The sequence below is a fragment of the Dyadobacter sp. CY343 genome (assembly GCF_021390335.1).
Taxonomy (GTDB): Bacteria; Bacteroidota; Bacteroidia; order Cytophagales; family Spirosomataceae; genus Dyadobacter.
The window spans coordinates 558153-574085 of the sequence record NZ_JAJUXK010000001.1; the positions used below are offsets into that span (position 1 = coordinate 558153).

General features: G+C 46.1%; 15 protein-coding genes. 8 read left to right on the forward strand and 7 right to left on the reverse strand.

What is annotated here, in order from left to right:
* Nucleotides 1-13: 13 nt before the first annotated feature.
* Nucleotides 14-1216, forward strand: a complete 1203-nt coding sequence (locus LZG94_RS02200; protein ID WP_233790343.1) for a hypothetical protein — start codon at nucleotides 14-16, stop codon at nucleotides 1214-1216.
* A gap of 43 nt (nucleotides 1217-1259) precedes the next feature.
* On the opposite strand, the gene LZG94_RS02205 is transcribed toward LZG94_RS02200, so the two are convergent.
* From LZG94_RS02205 to LZG94_RS02220, 4 genes are all read right to left on the reverse strand, one after another.
* Nucleotides 1260-2192 (reverse strand): serine hydrolase, encoded by a 933-nt coding sequence (locus LZG94_RS02205; protein WP_233790344.1) that lies wholly within the window; start codon nucleotides 2190-2192, stop codon nucleotides 1260-1262.
* Nucleotides 2193-2198: 6 nt separating this feature from the next.
* Nucleotides 2199-3116 carry a carbohydrate-binding family 9-like protein gene (locus LZG94_RS02210; protein ID WP_233790345.1) on the reverse strand — a complete coding sequence of 306 codons (918 nt, stop codon included), beginning with the start codon at nucleotides 3114-3116 and terminating at the stop codon, nucleotides 2199-2201.
* A 65-nt stretch (nucleotides 3117-3181) separates the two neighbouring features.
* On the reverse strand, nucleotides 3182-3652 hold the full coding sequence (locus LZG94_RS02215) for a GNAT family N-acetyltransferase (RefSeq protein WP_233790346.1): 471 nt from the start codon (nucleotides 3650-3652) through the stop codon (nucleotides 3182-3184).
* 9 nt (nucleotides 3653-3661) lie between these two features.
* Nucleotides 3662-4939, reverse strand: a complete 1278-nt coding sequence (locus LZG94_RS02220; RefSeq protein ID WP_233790347.1) for a hypothetical protein — start codon at nucleotides 4937-4939, stop codon at nucleotides 3662-3664.
* Between the two features lie 235 nt (nucleotides 4940-5174).
* Between LZG94_RS02220 and LZG94_RS02225 the strand changes: the two genes are divergently transcribed.
* From LZG94_RS02225 to LZG94_RS02235, 3 genes are all read left to right on the forward strand, one after another.
* Nucleotides 5175-5762, forward strand: coding sequence for an RNA polymerase sigma factor (locus LZG94_RS02225; RefSeq protein ID WP_233790348.1), 588 nt, complete (start codon nucleotides 5175-5177; stop codon nucleotides 5760-5762).
* A 748-nt stretch (nucleotides 5763-6510) separates the two neighbouring features.
* Entirely contained in the window at nucleotides 6511-8499 is a 1989-nt protein-coding gene (locus LZG94_RS02230; RefSeq protein WP_233790349.1) for a T9SS type A sorting domain-containing protein, read from the forward strand.
* Nucleotides 8500-8596: 97 nt separating this feature from the next.
* Nucleotides 8597-9982: a GH1 family beta-glucosidase gene (locus LZG94_RS02235; RefSeq protein ID WP_233790350.1), complete on the forward strand. Its 1386-nt coding sequence runs from the start codon at nucleotides 8597-8599 to the stop codon at nucleotides 9980-9982.
* Between the two features lie 40 nt (nucleotides 9983-10022).
* On the opposite strand, the gene LZG94_RS02240 is transcribed toward LZG94_RS02235, so the two are convergent.
* Nucleotides 10023-10244, reverse strand: coding sequence for a hypothetical protein (locus tag LZG94_RS02240; protein WP_233790351.1), 222 nt, complete (start codon nucleotides 10242-10244; stop codon nucleotides 10023-10025).
* 227 nt (nucleotides 10245-10471) lie between these two features.
* Here LZG94_RS02240 and LZG94_RS02245 point away from each other — a divergent pair, with 227 nt between their 5' ends.
* Both LZG94_RS02245 and LZG94_RS02250 read left to right on the forward strand, forming a co-directional pair.
* Nucleotides 10472-11512: a DUF4097 family beta strand repeat-containing protein gene (locus LZG94_RS02245; protein WP_215233741.1), complete on the forward strand. Its 1041-nt coding sequence runs from the start codon at nucleotides 10472-10474 to the stop codon at nucleotides 11510-11512.
* 115 nt (nucleotides 11513-11627) lie between these two features.
* Nucleotides 11628-12599, forward strand: coding sequence for a ComEA family DNA-binding protein (locus tag LZG94_RS02250; protein WP_233790352.1), 972 nt, complete (start codon nucleotides 11628-11630; stop codon nucleotides 12597-12599).
* Nucleotides 12600-12605: 6 nt separating this feature from the next.
* Here the strand turns inward: LZG94_RS02250 and LZG94_RS02255 are convergent, their stop codons facing one another.
* A complete protein-coding gene (locus tag LZG94_RS02255; protein ID WP_215233739.1) occupies nucleotides 12606-13376 on the reverse strand; it encodes a TIGR00730 family Rossman fold protein in 771 nt (256 codons plus the stop codon).
* 127 nt (nucleotides 13377-13503) lie between these two features.
* On the opposite strand from LZG94_RS02255, the gene rpiB reads away from it, so the two are divergent.
* Entirely contained in the window at nucleotides 13504-13935 is a 432-nt protein-coding gene (gene rpiB / locus LZG94_RS02260; protein WP_215233738.1) for a ribose 5-phosphate isomerase B, read from the forward strand.
* Here rpiB and LZG94_RS02265 read toward each other — a convergent pair.
* Entirely contained in the window at nucleotides 13932-15344 is a 1413-nt protein-coding gene (locus LZG94_RS02265) for a hypothetical protein (protein ID WP_233790353.1), read from the reverse strand. The two genes, rpiB and LZG94_RS02265, sit on opposite strands and share 4 nt — an antisense overlap.
* Nucleotides 15345-15548: 204 nt before the next feature.
* Between LZG94_RS02265 and rbfA the strand changes: the two genes are divergently transcribed.
* Nucleotides 15549-15929 carry a 30S ribosome-binding factor RbfA gene (gene rbfA, locus LZG94_RS02270; protein WP_215233736.1) on the forward strand — a complete coding sequence of 127 codons (381 nt, stop codon included), beginning with the start codon at nucleotides 15549-15551 and terminating at the stop codon, nucleotides 15927-15929.
* Nucleotides 15930-15933 lie beyond the last annotated feature (4 nt).

Genomic DNA, 15933 nt, shown 5'->3' on the forward strand with positions numbered 1-15933 from the left:
TAAAGATTTTTTTATGAAAAAGTATTTATTAAAAACAATTTTGATCACCGCCTTCGCGGTAACAGCCTGCGACAAGGACAATGAAAATCCCATTGAACCGGTAGCAGAACAGGAGTTCACCTTCATTCGTATTCTGGTGAACGATGAGCTCACCAACGAACTTTCCCTGATCGATCCGCAGAAGCTTTCTGCCGAAAAGTTTGAAGCTAAATTCCCGAAATCTGCATTATACGGTACTGAGGCCGGTCGTTTTGGTGCGCTGGTGAACGGAGCAAACAATAGTTTGCAACTATTCGATACCGGCCTGGAAGGACACGGCGACCACGTTGACGTGAAAGGTACCCCGAAGTTCGGCGCGCTGATCGGCGACGGTAACCGGCCAACGCATTTCAAAAGCAAAGGCGACGAGATCATCACATTCAATGATGGGGACGGAACTTTGAGCACAGCAGTGCAGGCGGATTTTCACACTGCCGGCGCCAAAATGAAACTGATCAATGCAGGTAATGTGGCGCATCACGGTGCGATGACCAAATTTGATAACGGCAGTTACGCGATCACCGAAAAAGACGGTTCTGTTGCTGGTACGCTGCCCGAGCGTGTTAAAATTATAGACGCTTCCGGCAAGACAATCCACGCCTCGACCATTCAAACCAAAGGAATCCACGGAAATGCAACGAATGGAAAAGTATCCGTTTTTGGCTCGGCTAGCGGGATTCTGGTGGTCGACCAGAGTGGAACCCAGAAGCTGATCCCGCATCCGGCTGATTTCGGAGATGCGTGGTTCGGATCCATATTGGAAGCTGGCGCAGCCGGGAAATTTGTTGGATTTACAGCAGCCAAAGGAGCGTACGTAATTGATATTGAGAAAAGTACCGTCACTCCGGCTGCACAGAGTACGGATATTATGCAGGCAAAAGTGGATTATGCAGGCAAAAACCTGATCGTTCTAATGCATTCCGGCGAAGTCCAGGTAATTGATCTTGTAAGTAATTCTGTGACCACAAAAGGCTCGGTGATTTCGGCGGTAGCGAAAGAAGAAACGCAGAAACCACAGCTGGAAGCGACTGCCAGGTACATTTACATTACCCAACCCAAATCGGGGGAAGTATTGCAGATCAGCACGCAGGATCTTTCCAAAAAGCAAACAATCAAAGTTTCGGCGACGCCTTACCGGCTTGCAATCCTGGGTCTGGAATCCAGCGAGGGACATTGATTTACGCAGCATTCTTTCCGGGGCTTGTTTCCGGAAAGAATGTTCAAAACCAGTACTTATCAGAGCCAGCGGCGGGCGTCCATTTATTTTTCGGTTCGAAATGCTCCCAGATAATCGCCGAAACCTTCCTGATCAGCGCATAGCCTTCATTCTGCCGCTGCCAGCTCTCGTCCTTCTGGTTTTTGGTAGTAATGCAAAAAACATATTCTCCGTGCGGTGCATGCACAACAACTACTTCCGATCTTGACTGGTTTACTGCCCCGTTTTTCGCGGCGGTACTGATATATGGGGGAATTTGGGAAAGCGCCTCTCCGTCCCAGAACTGCATTCCAAGGTAGCGGTACATTCTGGCGCTCACAATCGGGTCGATCGCTTTTCCGGCACGGATCATCGCCACCAGTTCGGCCATTTCCCGCGGCGAGGTCTGTCCCCACCCGTATTTCGCCTGCCCCTCCTTTCGGCCGGGCGTTCTCGAATTCACGCGCGTTATCGCAAATCCACTATTTGAAAGCCATTCATTGATCGCGGCACCGCCGCCTGCCATCGCCTGCAACCAGAGGCTGCCCGTGTTGTCGCTGATGGAGATCATCAGGTGTACGATTTTTGGCAGGGCGATCTTGGTGCTGTCGCGGAAAGAACCTACTATACCGTTGTCGTACTTAAGCGAATCTCGGTAAGTGAGCTCCTGGTCAAACCTGATTTCTCCCTGATGGATCTTATTGAACAGCCCACACAGGATCGGGACTTTGATCATGCTGGCGGTAGGAAATATAGAATCTGCATGGACGGCAGCTACCCGGTTTGTTTTCAGATTTCTCACATAAACACCCACATCGCCGCGAAATCCTTCCAGCGCTTTCTCCAGTTTGGCAGTCAGCTTTTTGTCGGTTTTTGTGTTGCCGATAGCGCCGGGCTGTGCCGCTAGAAAAGCGGGCAGCGCGAGGAAAAGCAGGAGAGACAGGATAATTTGCTTCATATTGACTCAATTTTGCAGTGTTTCAAAACCCTTTGACTTGCTGACCGGCTGCGCTTTAAAGTGCAGGTAACCCCAAAATTCGGGGTAATGCATGTTGATAATGCCCTGTGGCGACCACACCCAGTTGTATTCAGGAATTACTCTATTCGTTTCGGGATCACGTTTCCGCGCATACTTTCCGTCGGTACCAACTGTATGCTGCCAGTTGACACGCGAGAAATTGACCCGCCACTGTGAGCCGTTTTGAGGAATAATAGCAGGGACGTTTTCTGTTGATAGACTCGTAAAGGGAATCGCAATCTCTACGGTCCAACGCTTGTCCCGGTCTGCTGCATTGTTGATGGTACCGTCAATGCTTACAGCCGATTTCAGCCCCGCGATATCCCACTTAATCTGCGCTTTTCCGCCTTTTTTGTATGTTTTTGGTAAAAAAAGATCGAAGATATTGTTGCGTGCGTTGATTTCCAGCTCGTAATAATTTTCAGTATCTCCATCGGGATCTATGAAAACTTCGAAATCATTTTCCAGGTACACGATCTGGTCTTTTTTATCCTGATACGCCCAGATATGCTCCTCTTCGATCACAGCGGCAATGTAGAGATAGTCGCTGTCCCACAACATTTTAGCCCGTGCTAGTTGTGTGGGTTTAGGTTTTTTATCGCCTTCAATATCCTCGAACGGAGTAGTCCACGCAGCTTTTTTCCAGGAAGCCTCACTCAGTTTCCCGTCGATGGTTATTTTTTTATCGGGCTGAAAGCAGATGTAGCTTTTAGGCTGCGGCGGGGCTTGTGCAGAAATTTTTCCAAAAGCAATCAAACAAATGGAAAGCGACAGAAACAGATACCTTATAGGAAGCGAAGTGTAACTGCCGGAAATGTGCTGAAATCGGATTGAATGATAATTTTTCAAGGTCAGGAAGGGCATTTTTTGAATATCCTCAATATAACCCTAACCTGTGAAAATCGAAAAGAAGGCGCTTGAAGTTTGTTTCAGAGTTGCTTTTCGAAATACAATATCCCTTCATACGGATTAAAATTATACGGGGCCGTTTCCATAAAGCCAAATGATTTGTAAAGCTTCACGGCAGCCGGCATTTTAGGTCCGAGCGTATCCAGCTTGACGGTTTTGTAACCCAGCTCCCGCGCTTTTTCGATCAATGCATTCAATAATGCTTTTCCTATTCCCGCTCCCTGAAACCCCGGCTGAATATACATGCGCTTTACTTCGCAGGTAACATCGTTCTCAATCCTGCGCAGACCTGCAACACCAATATATTCGCCCTGTTTTTCAACTAGTAGCAACGCGCCGGTGGGCGGGCCGTACATTTCCGGCAATACCTTTAATTCATCTTCAAAACTCTGGAAAGACAGTGAAAAGTCGAGTGAGGACGCATATTCGTTAAACAACTGTCCGCCGGCGCAGTAATCTTCTTCTGTGGTGGCTTCGTTAATAGTAAACATACTTTTGGTCTAATGCTTTTTCAGCAATTCGCTTGCTCTGGATTGTTTACTTAATAATTCCTCAAAAAGTTTCCACCTGCGCTCCGGCGCGTCGGCCGTTCCTCCCTGCGACTCAATATATTGCTTCACCAGATCCTGTCCATAATTGTAGTTGATCACATAGCTGCGGTATTTTTTGATAAACCGTAAATAGTCGCTCGCGCCCTTGCTGGTAAGCAGGCAGTAATCCGTAAGCCAGCGAAGTGCCTCTTTATCATCCATTTTGCTACTCAGTACACCACGCGCAACTTCGTTTCTTGCATAACCAAGACCAGATTTAATAGATAATACCTTGAAATACGCGCTGGTCCCGGTTGTATCCAGTCCAGCCAGCGGCAGCAGCGTTTTTTTACAAAACACCTCCTGTTCATTCCCCGGAAACGCAACCGAAATACCATAATTCGCGCTGCCTTCCGCAATAAGCGACTGCGGACTGAATAGGGGATAAAGTGAAATCTCGACCCAGCCGCGATCGCGAAAAAGGGTTTTTTCCAGCATTGCATTGTAAACGTGGTGGCCCGGGTAACCCTCGTGGCAAGCCAGGTCTATGGCGCGCTCGATGAATATCGGCTGGCTTATATTAATCTGTATCAGACTGTTATAGTTTCCTTTGTACCAGTTGTAGCCCGACCAGGGTTTGCCTTTCACATATTCAAGCTTGAAACTTTCATTAGCAGGAAGCTGGTAATGCGCCAGCGTTCGCTTGCGCGCCTCCGCAATCGCGGTTTGGAAAACGGTGTCAATCTTATTTTCGGAGATAATAAACCGGCTCGCCAACTGCTGATAGCGTTCAGGCAATGGTCCTTTTCCGGGAAGCAGATGTTCCAGTTTTGCTATCAATTCTTTGAAATGCTGCTCTGTATAGACAGGAGCGGTAGCATCAAAGAGTTCCTTCGATTCCTGTTCAAACGGCGCATTTTCACCTGAAAAAATCCTGATCCGCCTTTCAAATGCAGTTAATTGGGAAGTGAGCCAGTCGGCGCGGGCTTTCGTTGTATCGTTTACCTGGCCGGTGGAAAGTGCTGCGAGCTGTTTTTTAAGGCTATCCGCTTTTGCGAGCAACTGATTTTTGGGAAAAGAATCGGATTTTGAAGCAGCCGGTTTGAGTGAATCCGGACCATAATATGCATCCACAAAGTCACTGTCGTAAACGCCGATTTCTAATCCAAGTCGCACATAGTCCTCAGCTATTTTATTAATAGCCGGGGTATTTTCAGTTTGCTCGTCGGAAGTTGAACATGCGAGCATCAATAACGATAAAAGGACGGGGAGCAGGTTTTTGCAATACATACTTGTAACCGTTTGGTGCTTAAAACATTGTTTCTCAGTCAGTCCCAGGTTGTGGAAAAGCTTCTGACGGATAAATATCCGAAAGTGCGGAATCCCCAATATGCGCTTAAAATACACAAAATTTTAGCGCAAAATACTGGAATGAAATTGATATTCAGAGGCTGTAACCCTAACGAATCGCTGCGCGGTAATTATGACAACGAGGAAAGCCAATGTATTTAAGAAGGCTAAATATGCAGAGCACCAACTGGTTTATCTGCTGAAAAGCAACAATCGGGAGGCATTCGAATTTTTGTACGATAATTATTCACCTTCACTGTACGGGGTTATCCTTAAAGTTGTAAAAAGTGAAGAAACTGCGGCAGACGTTTTGCAGGATACATTCCTCAAAATCTGGAAAAACATCGACACTTACCATTCCGAAAAGGGTACATTGTTCACCTGGATACTGAATGTAGCCCGCAATACGGCAATCGACAAGCTTCGGGTTGAAGTGAAATCGGAAAAGCTGGTCAAGTTGCATTCGATAGACGAAGAAGTATATTCATCCCTGTCATTTTCTCCTGCGCACATTACGATGGACCTCAAATCCATTGTAGAGGGGCTGCTTCCTGAGCGCAGGGCGCTGATTGATCTCGTTTATTTTCAGGGATATACGCATGAGGAAGCCGCAGAATATCTATGCCTGCCGCTCGGCACTGTCAAATCCCGGATTCGCAAGGCATTGCAGGAACTACGGGAAATTTTCGCTGTTCAGAATCTCAATCTGAATGCAGCCTGACTAAAATATCTTGCATTAAACCTTTCGTCCAGGTCACAATCCGCTTCTTATTCTGTTCAAAATTCTGTATATCAGAAAGTTGAAAAACTAAAATTTAAATCGGGTATTGCGCAATAAAACCGTGTAATAGTTGTAGAAGTGGGAATTTCCCGAAAAAAAGATTTGTCGAAATTCTTCAGTGATAAATTAGGGTTCTCCACATTGTATAGTACATAAAAATCCGTGTTAATTACAATGCGGATTTGCATTTCCAGCATGTGTTCTTCGGCCGGTTCCGCCCGTCACGGTTGAAATTATTTTACTCGGAATTATCATACTTATTCTTCGCAAACTGTACTCCCTAATCTGCAATGAGGGGCAACTGGCAGCGACTGTGTATGTTGAGCTCTTAAATCCAGTGAATTAACTCTTATCATAATTACCATTCAATGCTGAGTATATCGGATCGGTGTGAGTATTACATTTGAATAGTTATATCGGTAATTGTAGAGAATAGTTAGAAGTAAGTCAGCTCTTGAAGAGCAATTATATTTATTTAAAATGCTGATTTGTAGCTACTTATTTTTCATTTTTTCACGAAAATAACTTCTATTATTTCTGTAATAATAGTTCAATTTTTGAGGTAAACCTAGTTGAATTTTCATTGTAATATAAAAATAGTGATATTTTTGAACGGATAGCAATGGTACATTTGTCGACATTTTATTGACTCACGTATCAAGCTAACCGATTAAAAATCAATCACGTTATGAAAAACTTTACAGTACTGGTTATGTTATTCCTACTAAACCTGGCGGCAGTAAGCCCCGGGTTTGCTATGACCGGGGGAGACTGCGGTTGTACGGATTCCGAAAATGGCCTGAAAAACGGAAGTTTCGAATCCGGGACTAACAATTGGAGTAAAACTGAGGGGACAGATTTTCAAACTAATAGGTCGTACAATGTATGTGGCGACAAAAACGGTGTGATCAACGGATCTGGTATCGTCTATCAGGTTGTTGATCTCGCAGGAGGCAGCCAGGTGAACCTGTCCGTATATGGAGGAACGCACAATGCGGCTCGTAATCACCAGTTCAAAATCAATTTCTATACAAGTGACAATCGTTTGATAGAAGGAAGAGATAACCGGGTGGAGATCGATATGAATTACCAGGTGACGGATAGCCGGCTCAGACAATACAATGCTTCGATCACTGCTCCCGCCAATGCAGCGAAAGTTGTATTTTCTATCGTATCAGGTGGTGATTATTTCAAATTCGATGTGGCTTGTCTGACGATCACGCCGCCCGCACCATCGGATTGCGGCTGCCCTGACGATCAGAATGCGATTAAAAACGGAAGCTTCGAGTCAGGCACAGACCACTGGTCTAAATCTGAGGGTACCAACTTTATCAGCGAGCCTCCATATAGTGTATGTGGTCACAAAAACGGGTTGATCACTGGTCACGGTACAATTTTTCAGGAAGTGAACGTAACGCAGGGTAGTGTGGTGAACGTAAAAGTTTTCGGCGGCACGCACGATACCGGTCTCAACCACCAGTTTAAGCTTGAATTTTACAACAGCGCTGGTGCATTGGTTGCTATCGAAATTAACGATGATAATACCAGGCAAATGGATTACCGCGTGACCCAGCTGCATAAGTTGCAGGAATATAACCTGTCGGCTACCGCGCCGCTTGGTGCAGTGAAGGTTCGTTTCTCGGTGATTTCGGGTGGTAATTACTTCAAAATAGATGGTGTTTGTATGGGCATTACGCCTCCTCCGACGCCGGTTTGCGAAACTTGCAACAACAACAAGCTGACGAACGCAAGTTTTGAAGAAGATGCAGCTGGCTGGGAAACTACGGGTAACGTAATAGCAAACAATGCGATCGCAAACTGCGGGGAGAAAAGCCTGATCCTGTCCGGCTCGTCAACTTTCCGTCAGGATGTACCTATGCTGCCGACTTACGGCAATACGGTGACGCTTATTTTCTGGGGAGCTGTGCTTGAAGACAGAGACCAAAAAGTTGAGATCGTATTCCTGGACGGTTCTTCGAAAGTATTGGGTACCCTGACGCAGCAAATCGACAAACTGGTCAATTCTAGTCCCTGGGGATTAGAGCGTTACACTTTGAGCGGCGCGGTTCCGCAAGGCACGGAGGTTGTGCGCGTTCAGGGATCTCAGTCGGATAATTACCTGGCCATAGACGGAACCTGTCTTACTTTCGCAGGCCCGCCACTTCCGGTGACATTGGCTTCTTTCAATGCTAAAAAAGAAGGAAATACTGCTTCACTGGTGTGGACAACGACATTTGAAAGCAATTCTGACCACTTTGATGTGCAGCACAGCGGCGATGGGAAAAACTGGAAGGTACTTACCTCTATCCAGGCCCAGGGCGAGAGTGCCGACGATGTTACTTACACCTATACGCACACTAATCCTTTCGCTATCAATCTGTACAGACTCAAAATGGTGGACGCAGACGGTACGTTTGCTTTCAGCGAGATAAAAAGTCTGAATTTCGATGCAGCTGAGCAAATGAATATCTATCCAAATCCTGCCGTAGATCGCATCAAGTTTGAAGGTGCCCAGCAGATCAACAATGTGAAGGTTTACAACCAAAACGGTGTGTTGATCCTGAATACCAAACCGGATGCAGCCAACGAAGTGGATTTGACCAGACTGGTTCAGGGAACCTACTTTGTGAAAGTGAACGATGGCGCAGTAACCCGGAAAATCCTGGTTGTCAGATAGTCAAAATCGAAGGTTCTTATTTGAAAAACCCTTTGTCCTGCTCGGGCAAAGGGTTTTTTATTATATGTTTATACCTTTTAGTAAAACGGGTTACATTTTGGCAGCAGCTACAACGCATATTTCCGGTATTTCAGAACAGGATGAAAGTCAATTTAGCCGCGCCGATTTTGGCGCCGATTTTCAGTGGGGAGTCGCTACTGCTGCCTACCAGATCGAAGGCGCTGTAAATACCGACGGGCGGGGCGACTGTATCTGGGATACTTTTGCAAAAAGAAAAGGGAAGATCAAGTTAGGTCAAGATGCGACCGAAGCCTGCGATTTCTATCATCGATATGAAAGTGACCTGCAACTCGTCAAAGAGTTGGGCTTCAAGCAATTCAGGTTTTCCATTTCCTGGTCACGCATTTTGCCGCAAGGCACCGGCACTGTTAATGAGGCCGGGATTTTATTTTATAATAACCTCATCAATAAATGCCTGGAACTTGGGATAGAGCCCTGGATCACACTTTATCACTGGGATCTGCCGCAGGCGCTGGAAAACCGGGGCGGTTGGATGAACAGGGATATTGTGAGCTGGTTTTCGGAATATACTGCCGTTTGTGCCAAAGCATTCGGCGACCGCGTGCGCTGCTGGATCGTATTAAATGAACCGATGGCGGTAGCCGGGCTGGGTTACACAACCGGCCTTCACGCGCCTGGGAGAAAGGGTATCTGGAATTTTCTCCCAGTAATGCACCACCTTGCATTATGTCAGGCGGAAAGCGGACGTATTCTGCGGGCGGAGGTTACCAATGCATATATTGGAACGGCCGTTTCGTGTTCGTATGTGTATCCGAACAGCAGCAGCACCGCCGACGTGCGGGCCGCAAGACGGGCAGACGCATTGATGAACCGGCTTTTTGTAGAACCTGCATTAGGGCTGGGATATCCTGTCGATGCATTTCCGTTTTTGGCCAAAGTGAAAAGATATATGCAGCCCGGCGATCTGGAAAAGCTCAGATTTGATTTTGACTTTATCGGTTTACAAAACTATTTCAGTGTGGTGGTCAAGCACTCTTACCTCGCTCCGGTTCTGTGGCTGAAAGAAGTACCGGCAAGTTTGCGGAATGTGAAGGTGACGAGTATGGGCTGGGAAATTGATCCTGACGGAATGTTCAAAATCCTGAAACAATTTGCTGCGTACCCGGGTGTACGAGATATTATAGTATCTGAAAACGGGGCTGCTTTTGAGGATATTCGGCGAGAGGACAAAGTAGATGATCCCGATCGCACGGTTTATTTTCAGCAATATTTAAAAGCTATTTTGAGAGCGCGGAAAGAAGGGATTAATGTAAAAGGATATTTCGCCTGGACTTTGATGGACAATTTTGAATGGGCAGAAGGTTACCTTGCGCGATTCGGATTAGTATTTGTAGATTTCAAAACCCAGAAACGCATTGTAAAAAGCTCCGGTCGCTGGTTCAGTCAGTTTTTGAAATCTTAAATGCTAGTGGCTCATCCACAAGTGATTATTAGTTTTAACCTTACAAATTAAGAATGTCCTTCGCTTCCTTTTCCGAATAATAGGGGGCCAGTTCTGCTTCATCAATAATTTCCTGAACCTGCTCGTCTGTAGCGGGTGTCGCTTTTTCCGCATCGACGTGATCCCCGGTTTTGAGCGTGATCAGTCCCCTTTGTTCGAGCGTTTGCAGGATTTTCCATACAAGATCATTATCGGCCTGGTCAACTACTTCAATCTGATACATATTCATTGGGTTAATAATTGGAATAATAGAAGTTCAAAAACCGTACCTGTACCCAATAGTCGCAGCAGTTCTTATTTGCGGTTTGTACCAAATGTCCGTAATTGAACAAGATGTTATATTCAAATGGCTGATAATCAGTATTAAAACTTCTGGCTTTATTCTTTCTAACTATTTCACGCAACCTAACCTTTTATTTAAGCATCATTAAAAAACAAATTCGACCGATCATGAAAACAAGAACTTTACTATTAGCTGCACTGAGCCTGCTGTTGCACACGGCGGTGATTGCCCAGTCCGACGATGAAAAGCCTTACGTTAGCAAGAAATTTACAAATGCATCTTTAAAAGAACTGAAAGTCGAAACATCGGGCGGCTCTATTGCTGTAACAGGCGGCCAAAACGATGGTTTTCGGGTGGATATGTACGTGCGGCCTAATAATTGGAATGGAAAAAAAGAATTGTCGAAAGAGGAGATAGAAGATAGGCTGGAAGATTTCGACATTCTGATCGGGACAGAGGGGAACAGGGTAGTGGCTACCGCAAAGCGTAAAAACGGTGTGAAATGGAATGATAAAAGCGTTTCTATCGGCTTCAAGGTTTTTGCGCCAAGAAATATTGCTACCAATCTTAAAACGAGCGGCGGCAGCATTAAAATCGCTTCATTGACGGGCGAGCAGAATTTTGCTACCAGCGGCGGGAGCTTGAAGGTGGACGATCTGAGCGGGGTGATCCGCGGCCGCACATCCGGCGGGAGCATTGACGTCGCAAATTGCAGGGATGAAATTATCCTGGAAACGAGCGGCGGAAGTATCAAGGCGCTGGAATTGAAAGGAAAAATCGAGCTGAATACCTCCGGTGGCAGCATTCATTTGAATAATATCGACGGGGAAATTATGGCGCATACGAGTGGTGGAAGTGTGAAAGGCGAGAATATCAGCGGCGCGTTGGATACCGGCACTTCGGGCGGTTCTGTGAGGCTGGCCAACGTTTCGGGCAGCATCAAGGCAAGTACGAGCGCAGGGAGTGTGGAAGTGGAGTTGACGAAGCTGGGCAAGTATGTTGATATTTCAAGCTCGGCCGGCAGCGTTCGTGTAACAATGCCGATGGACGCAGGTATGGATCTGAATCTGAGAGGAAATAAGGTGAATATCCCTTTGAGAAATTTCAACGGTCGCGCAGAAAAGGAACATGTAAGCGGAACGATGAATGGCGGCGGAATTCCCGTTACTCTTTCGGCCAGCGCGGGCAGCGTCTACGTCAATCAATAAGTTTTTTGATTACCGGGAAGGCGTCGCGTGCATGCGTGACGCTTTTTTTATTTGCAAAATCTGATACCAAATCAGGGAAGTGACGTCAAAAGAGAAATTCTCACTCTTTTGACTTATGTACAAAAAACTGACAGCGCTTTTCCAGGACTACTTTGGTGTTTCCAAAAAAGAAGCGCGGGGCGCGTTGGCGCTCATTCTAATTTGTGTGGTGCTGATCTGGACACCTTTTGTGTTCCGTCGTTTCATTTTGCCACTAATGCCGCCTTCCACCGAGCCGCTGACCGCGCAGAAGCTGGATAGTATTGTCGCGGGAATTGAGACCGAGAATGCATTGAAGCGTGAAAATGACCGCGGATTTTCGACAAGAAACTTGGAATCGAAAAGTAAAAAACCGGTCAGGCTTTTCCGTTTTGACCCAAATACTGCCTCTGTGGAACAGCTGACGGAACTTGGTATCCCAGCTTTTCTGGCAAAGAGAATTGACAAGTTCAGATCGAAAGGCGGTAAATTCAGGAAGAAGGAAGACCTGCTCAATATTTACTATTTCCCATCCGACCTGTATCAAAAGCTGGAAGGTTACCTAGTACTGCCGGCAAATGAAAATGCGCAAGCCAATACAAAATTTGGTGAAAGTGCAAGAAGACCAAATGCGACCGGAGCTTTACCCAAGTACCGGACACCCACAATAACCGCGTTTGATATTAACACTGCGGACACGACTCAATTGGTAAGGCTCAAAGGTATTGGAACAAAGTTGTCACTAAGAATTTTGAAATTCCGGGATGGACTCGGTGGTTTTCACTCCCAAAATCAGTTTTCTGAGATATTCGGCCTCGATTCGCTGGCATTGGCGGAACTGCACAAGTACGCATCGATCTCGGTGCCGGTTACGAAAATCAATATCAATGTCGCGACGGCGGAGGAACTGGGCAGACACAGCTATCTGAAAAATAAAAAGCTGGTTTCGATCATTATTAATTACCGAAACCAACATGGGAACTACCGGAATAGCGACGATTTGAAAAAGGTAAAAGCGATCGACGAAGAGTTGATCCGGAAACTGGAACCTTACCTTTCGTTCGACTAATACCAATCAAAAGTTCGGTTTCAGCAGGTATTTCGAATAGAAATTGTCAATTACCTGCACCGCCTCGTCGGGCGTATCTACTACGCTGATCAGTTTCATATCTTCCGGATTGATGTTTTTTTCTGTCAGCATCGTTCCTTTGATCCAGTCGAGCAGGCCGGTCCAATACGAGCTGCCCACGAGCACAATAGGAAAGCGGCCGATTTTCTTGGTTTGAATCAGCGTCATCGCTTCGAACAGTTCGTCGAGTGTACCGAAACCGCCGGGCATGACGATAAAACCCTGTGAATATTTGACGAACATCACTTTGCGTACAAAGAAAAAATCGAAGTTGATGCTCTTATCGTGGTCGATGTAAATATTGCTATGCTGTTCAAAAGGCAGTTTAATATTCAACCCGACGGATTTACCGCCCTGCTCGAATGCACCTTTATTACCCGCTTCCATGATACCCGGTCCGCCGCCTGTGATCACACCATATCCGTGACGAACCAGCTTGGCCGCGATTTCCTCGGCTGTTTTATAATGCGGGTTATCAGGCAATGTGCGCGCCGAACCGAAAAGGGAAACGCAGGGGCCAATCTTGGCTAGCTTGTCGAAACCTTCCACAAACTCGGCCATTACCTTGAATATAACCCACGAATCTGCACTTTTTATTTCACTCCAGTTTCTATCTTCAAATGCTTCTTTAATCCTTTTTTCATCTTCCGGAACAGCCGGATTGAGAAGGGATACATCGACTAATTCTGCATTGGTTGGCTTATTTTCTTCACTCATATTCTCTTGCTGCATTTAATTGTTAAATGAGATAGTGGTATTTTTGTAATACTAACGTCCAAAACAGAGAACGTTTTCTACTAACTTTCCGTCCTAAACCAGACGGGCCTTAATTAACAGAAAAGTAATGAGAAAAATTGCTATCGGCTCAGATCACGCCGGATTTCCATATAAAGAACCTATTGTTGAGTGGCTGAATGCTAACGGTTTCGAAACCAAGGATTTCGGGACTTACAGTGCAGATTCTGCCGATTACGCCGATTTCGCGCATCCGGTTGCGAGTGCTGTCGAGAGTGGGGAGTATGAAAAAGGGGTATTGCTGTGCGGAAGCGGTCAGGGCGTTTGCATTACCGCCAATAAGCATCAGGGAATCCGGGCTGCATTGGTTTGGGATTTGCCGCTCGCTGCACTTGCGCGCCAGCATAACGATTCGAATGTGATCTGTTTTCCTGTTCGGTTTATTGAACTGGAAACTGCGCTCGCGAGTCTGGAAGCTTTTTTGGCGACTGAATTTGAAGGCGGCCGCCACCAGACGCGGGTTGATAAAATATCCTGCTAGTTGATTCGCTGATAAATACCTTTCCAGGGGCTGAGCTCGTATTGTTCTTTCAGAGCCGGCACCCTGCTCAACAATTTTGGCATCATATTGACCTTGTCGATCACATAATCGGGCGGGTCTTTCTTGAAATTGTCGTACACGTGGATCACGCTGTCGAAATTGTCGAGATTTCTTAAATCGTAACTGGCGAGCTCCCAGTTGAGGTACGGTGTAGCGGTGAAATTATTCATGTATTCGCCGCTGTGACTGCCCAGTACCAGTATCCTTTTCCCGTTGATCTGCTCGGGAAGGTTAGCCTGCTTTGTCCTCAAATTTTCCAGCTTACCCATTGAAAGACCAGGGATAATGCCCCTCAATCCCTGGTATTGGATCAATATGATCACTGCGCCCATTAATGTGAATTGCAGCTCATCGGCCCAGCTGTTTTTCTTAAAACTTTGAAAATAATGCGTGGCAAAAAATGCGGCAGGCGGTATGAAGATCACAAACTGCATTGGCGCCAAAAACTGCATTAAGGGTATCGTAAAAACGGCTACTATAAACCACAGCGCCATAACCTGCTGAATGCGAGTCTGATAGTTGACAAAGCGCAGGGTAGTGAATATCCGCATAAAACCCATTATTCCAAACCCAAGCGGCAAAAGCAGCGAGGCCAGGAGCGACGAGAAATCGTTGAGGTTATATTGTTTTACCTGAAATACAGAAGTGAGCAGGTTTCTGTTGAGACTTTCCATTCCATTATTTAAATAGAAAAACAGCACGACCATCATCAAAGGAAATATCGAACCGAAAAGACCCAGTAAATGGTGGCGGAATGTAGAGCCGGTGTAAAAAAGCAAAGCCAGAAACGCCCAGACAACAAAAAGGGAAGCTGGCAGATAGAATAGGGTAGCAATACCTACATACAAGCCCATTTCAAAAACCTGCGTAGTAACCTCGCGCCTCACTAGGATTTTTACGATTGAACCAAAAGCAAATAACAAAAAGGTATTCGCCATCAGCATCGGTGAAAGCGTTCCCATATCGAAGGAGATATTGAGAAAAAGCGCATACAGCGCGCCGGGCAGGAAAGTGCGTTCCGGGAAAACTTCCCGTGAATGTATTACGTAGTTGAAATAAAGAATCTGGACCAGTGAAACGGTAATCGCGGCGATCTGGTAGACCCATTGCGTGCGGCCGAAAAGGCTGTCGATGAGCCAGTAGGTAAGTCCCGAAAACGGGCTTACGTTGTCCCACACATCCCGGTAGAGCATAAAGCCGCGCCCCATTTGCTCACCCACCAGCATCCAGCTCAGTTCGGGGATCAATAGGGGAGATCCTCCCAGGAAAAACGGCAGGCGCAGCAGCAGGAAGAATACGACCAGGCTGATCGTCTGATACCTTGCGTTGACTCGGAAAAAACTAAGCAAGAAGTATGCGGATTATGTAACTTACGGGATAACTTTTACGAAATTACAACGCTGTATTCTACAAAAACAAAATAAGTACGGATATTTGTATTTATTGGAAAACGTGGAAGGATGATTTGGGAATGTAAGTTTGCATATCCTAAACTGAGAAGCAGACAAGCCGATAAGTAGCGTGCGAACCCTTCTCCGATAATGAAATAACACATGGAATCGAAAAGACAACAGAAAGTAGGCAGGCAGATACAAAAGGACCTGGGCGAAATTTTCCAGAAAGATGCGCAGCATCTGATCAGCGGGTCGATCGTTACTATCACTGCAGTGCGCGTCACTCCCGACCTGAGTATTGCAAGAGCTTACCTGAGCTTTCTGCCCGAAAAAAATAAGACCATTTTACTGGACACGATCAAGGAGAATACGCGTTTTATCCGTCAGAAACTGGCTGAGCGCGTTCGTCACCAGCTTCGCATTGTTCCACATCTGCAATTTTATATGGACGATACTGCTGAATATGCTGCCAAAATGGAGCTGCTATTCTCGGATATCGTCATACCTCCGCCGACCCCGGACGAGGATGAAGAAAATTAATTTC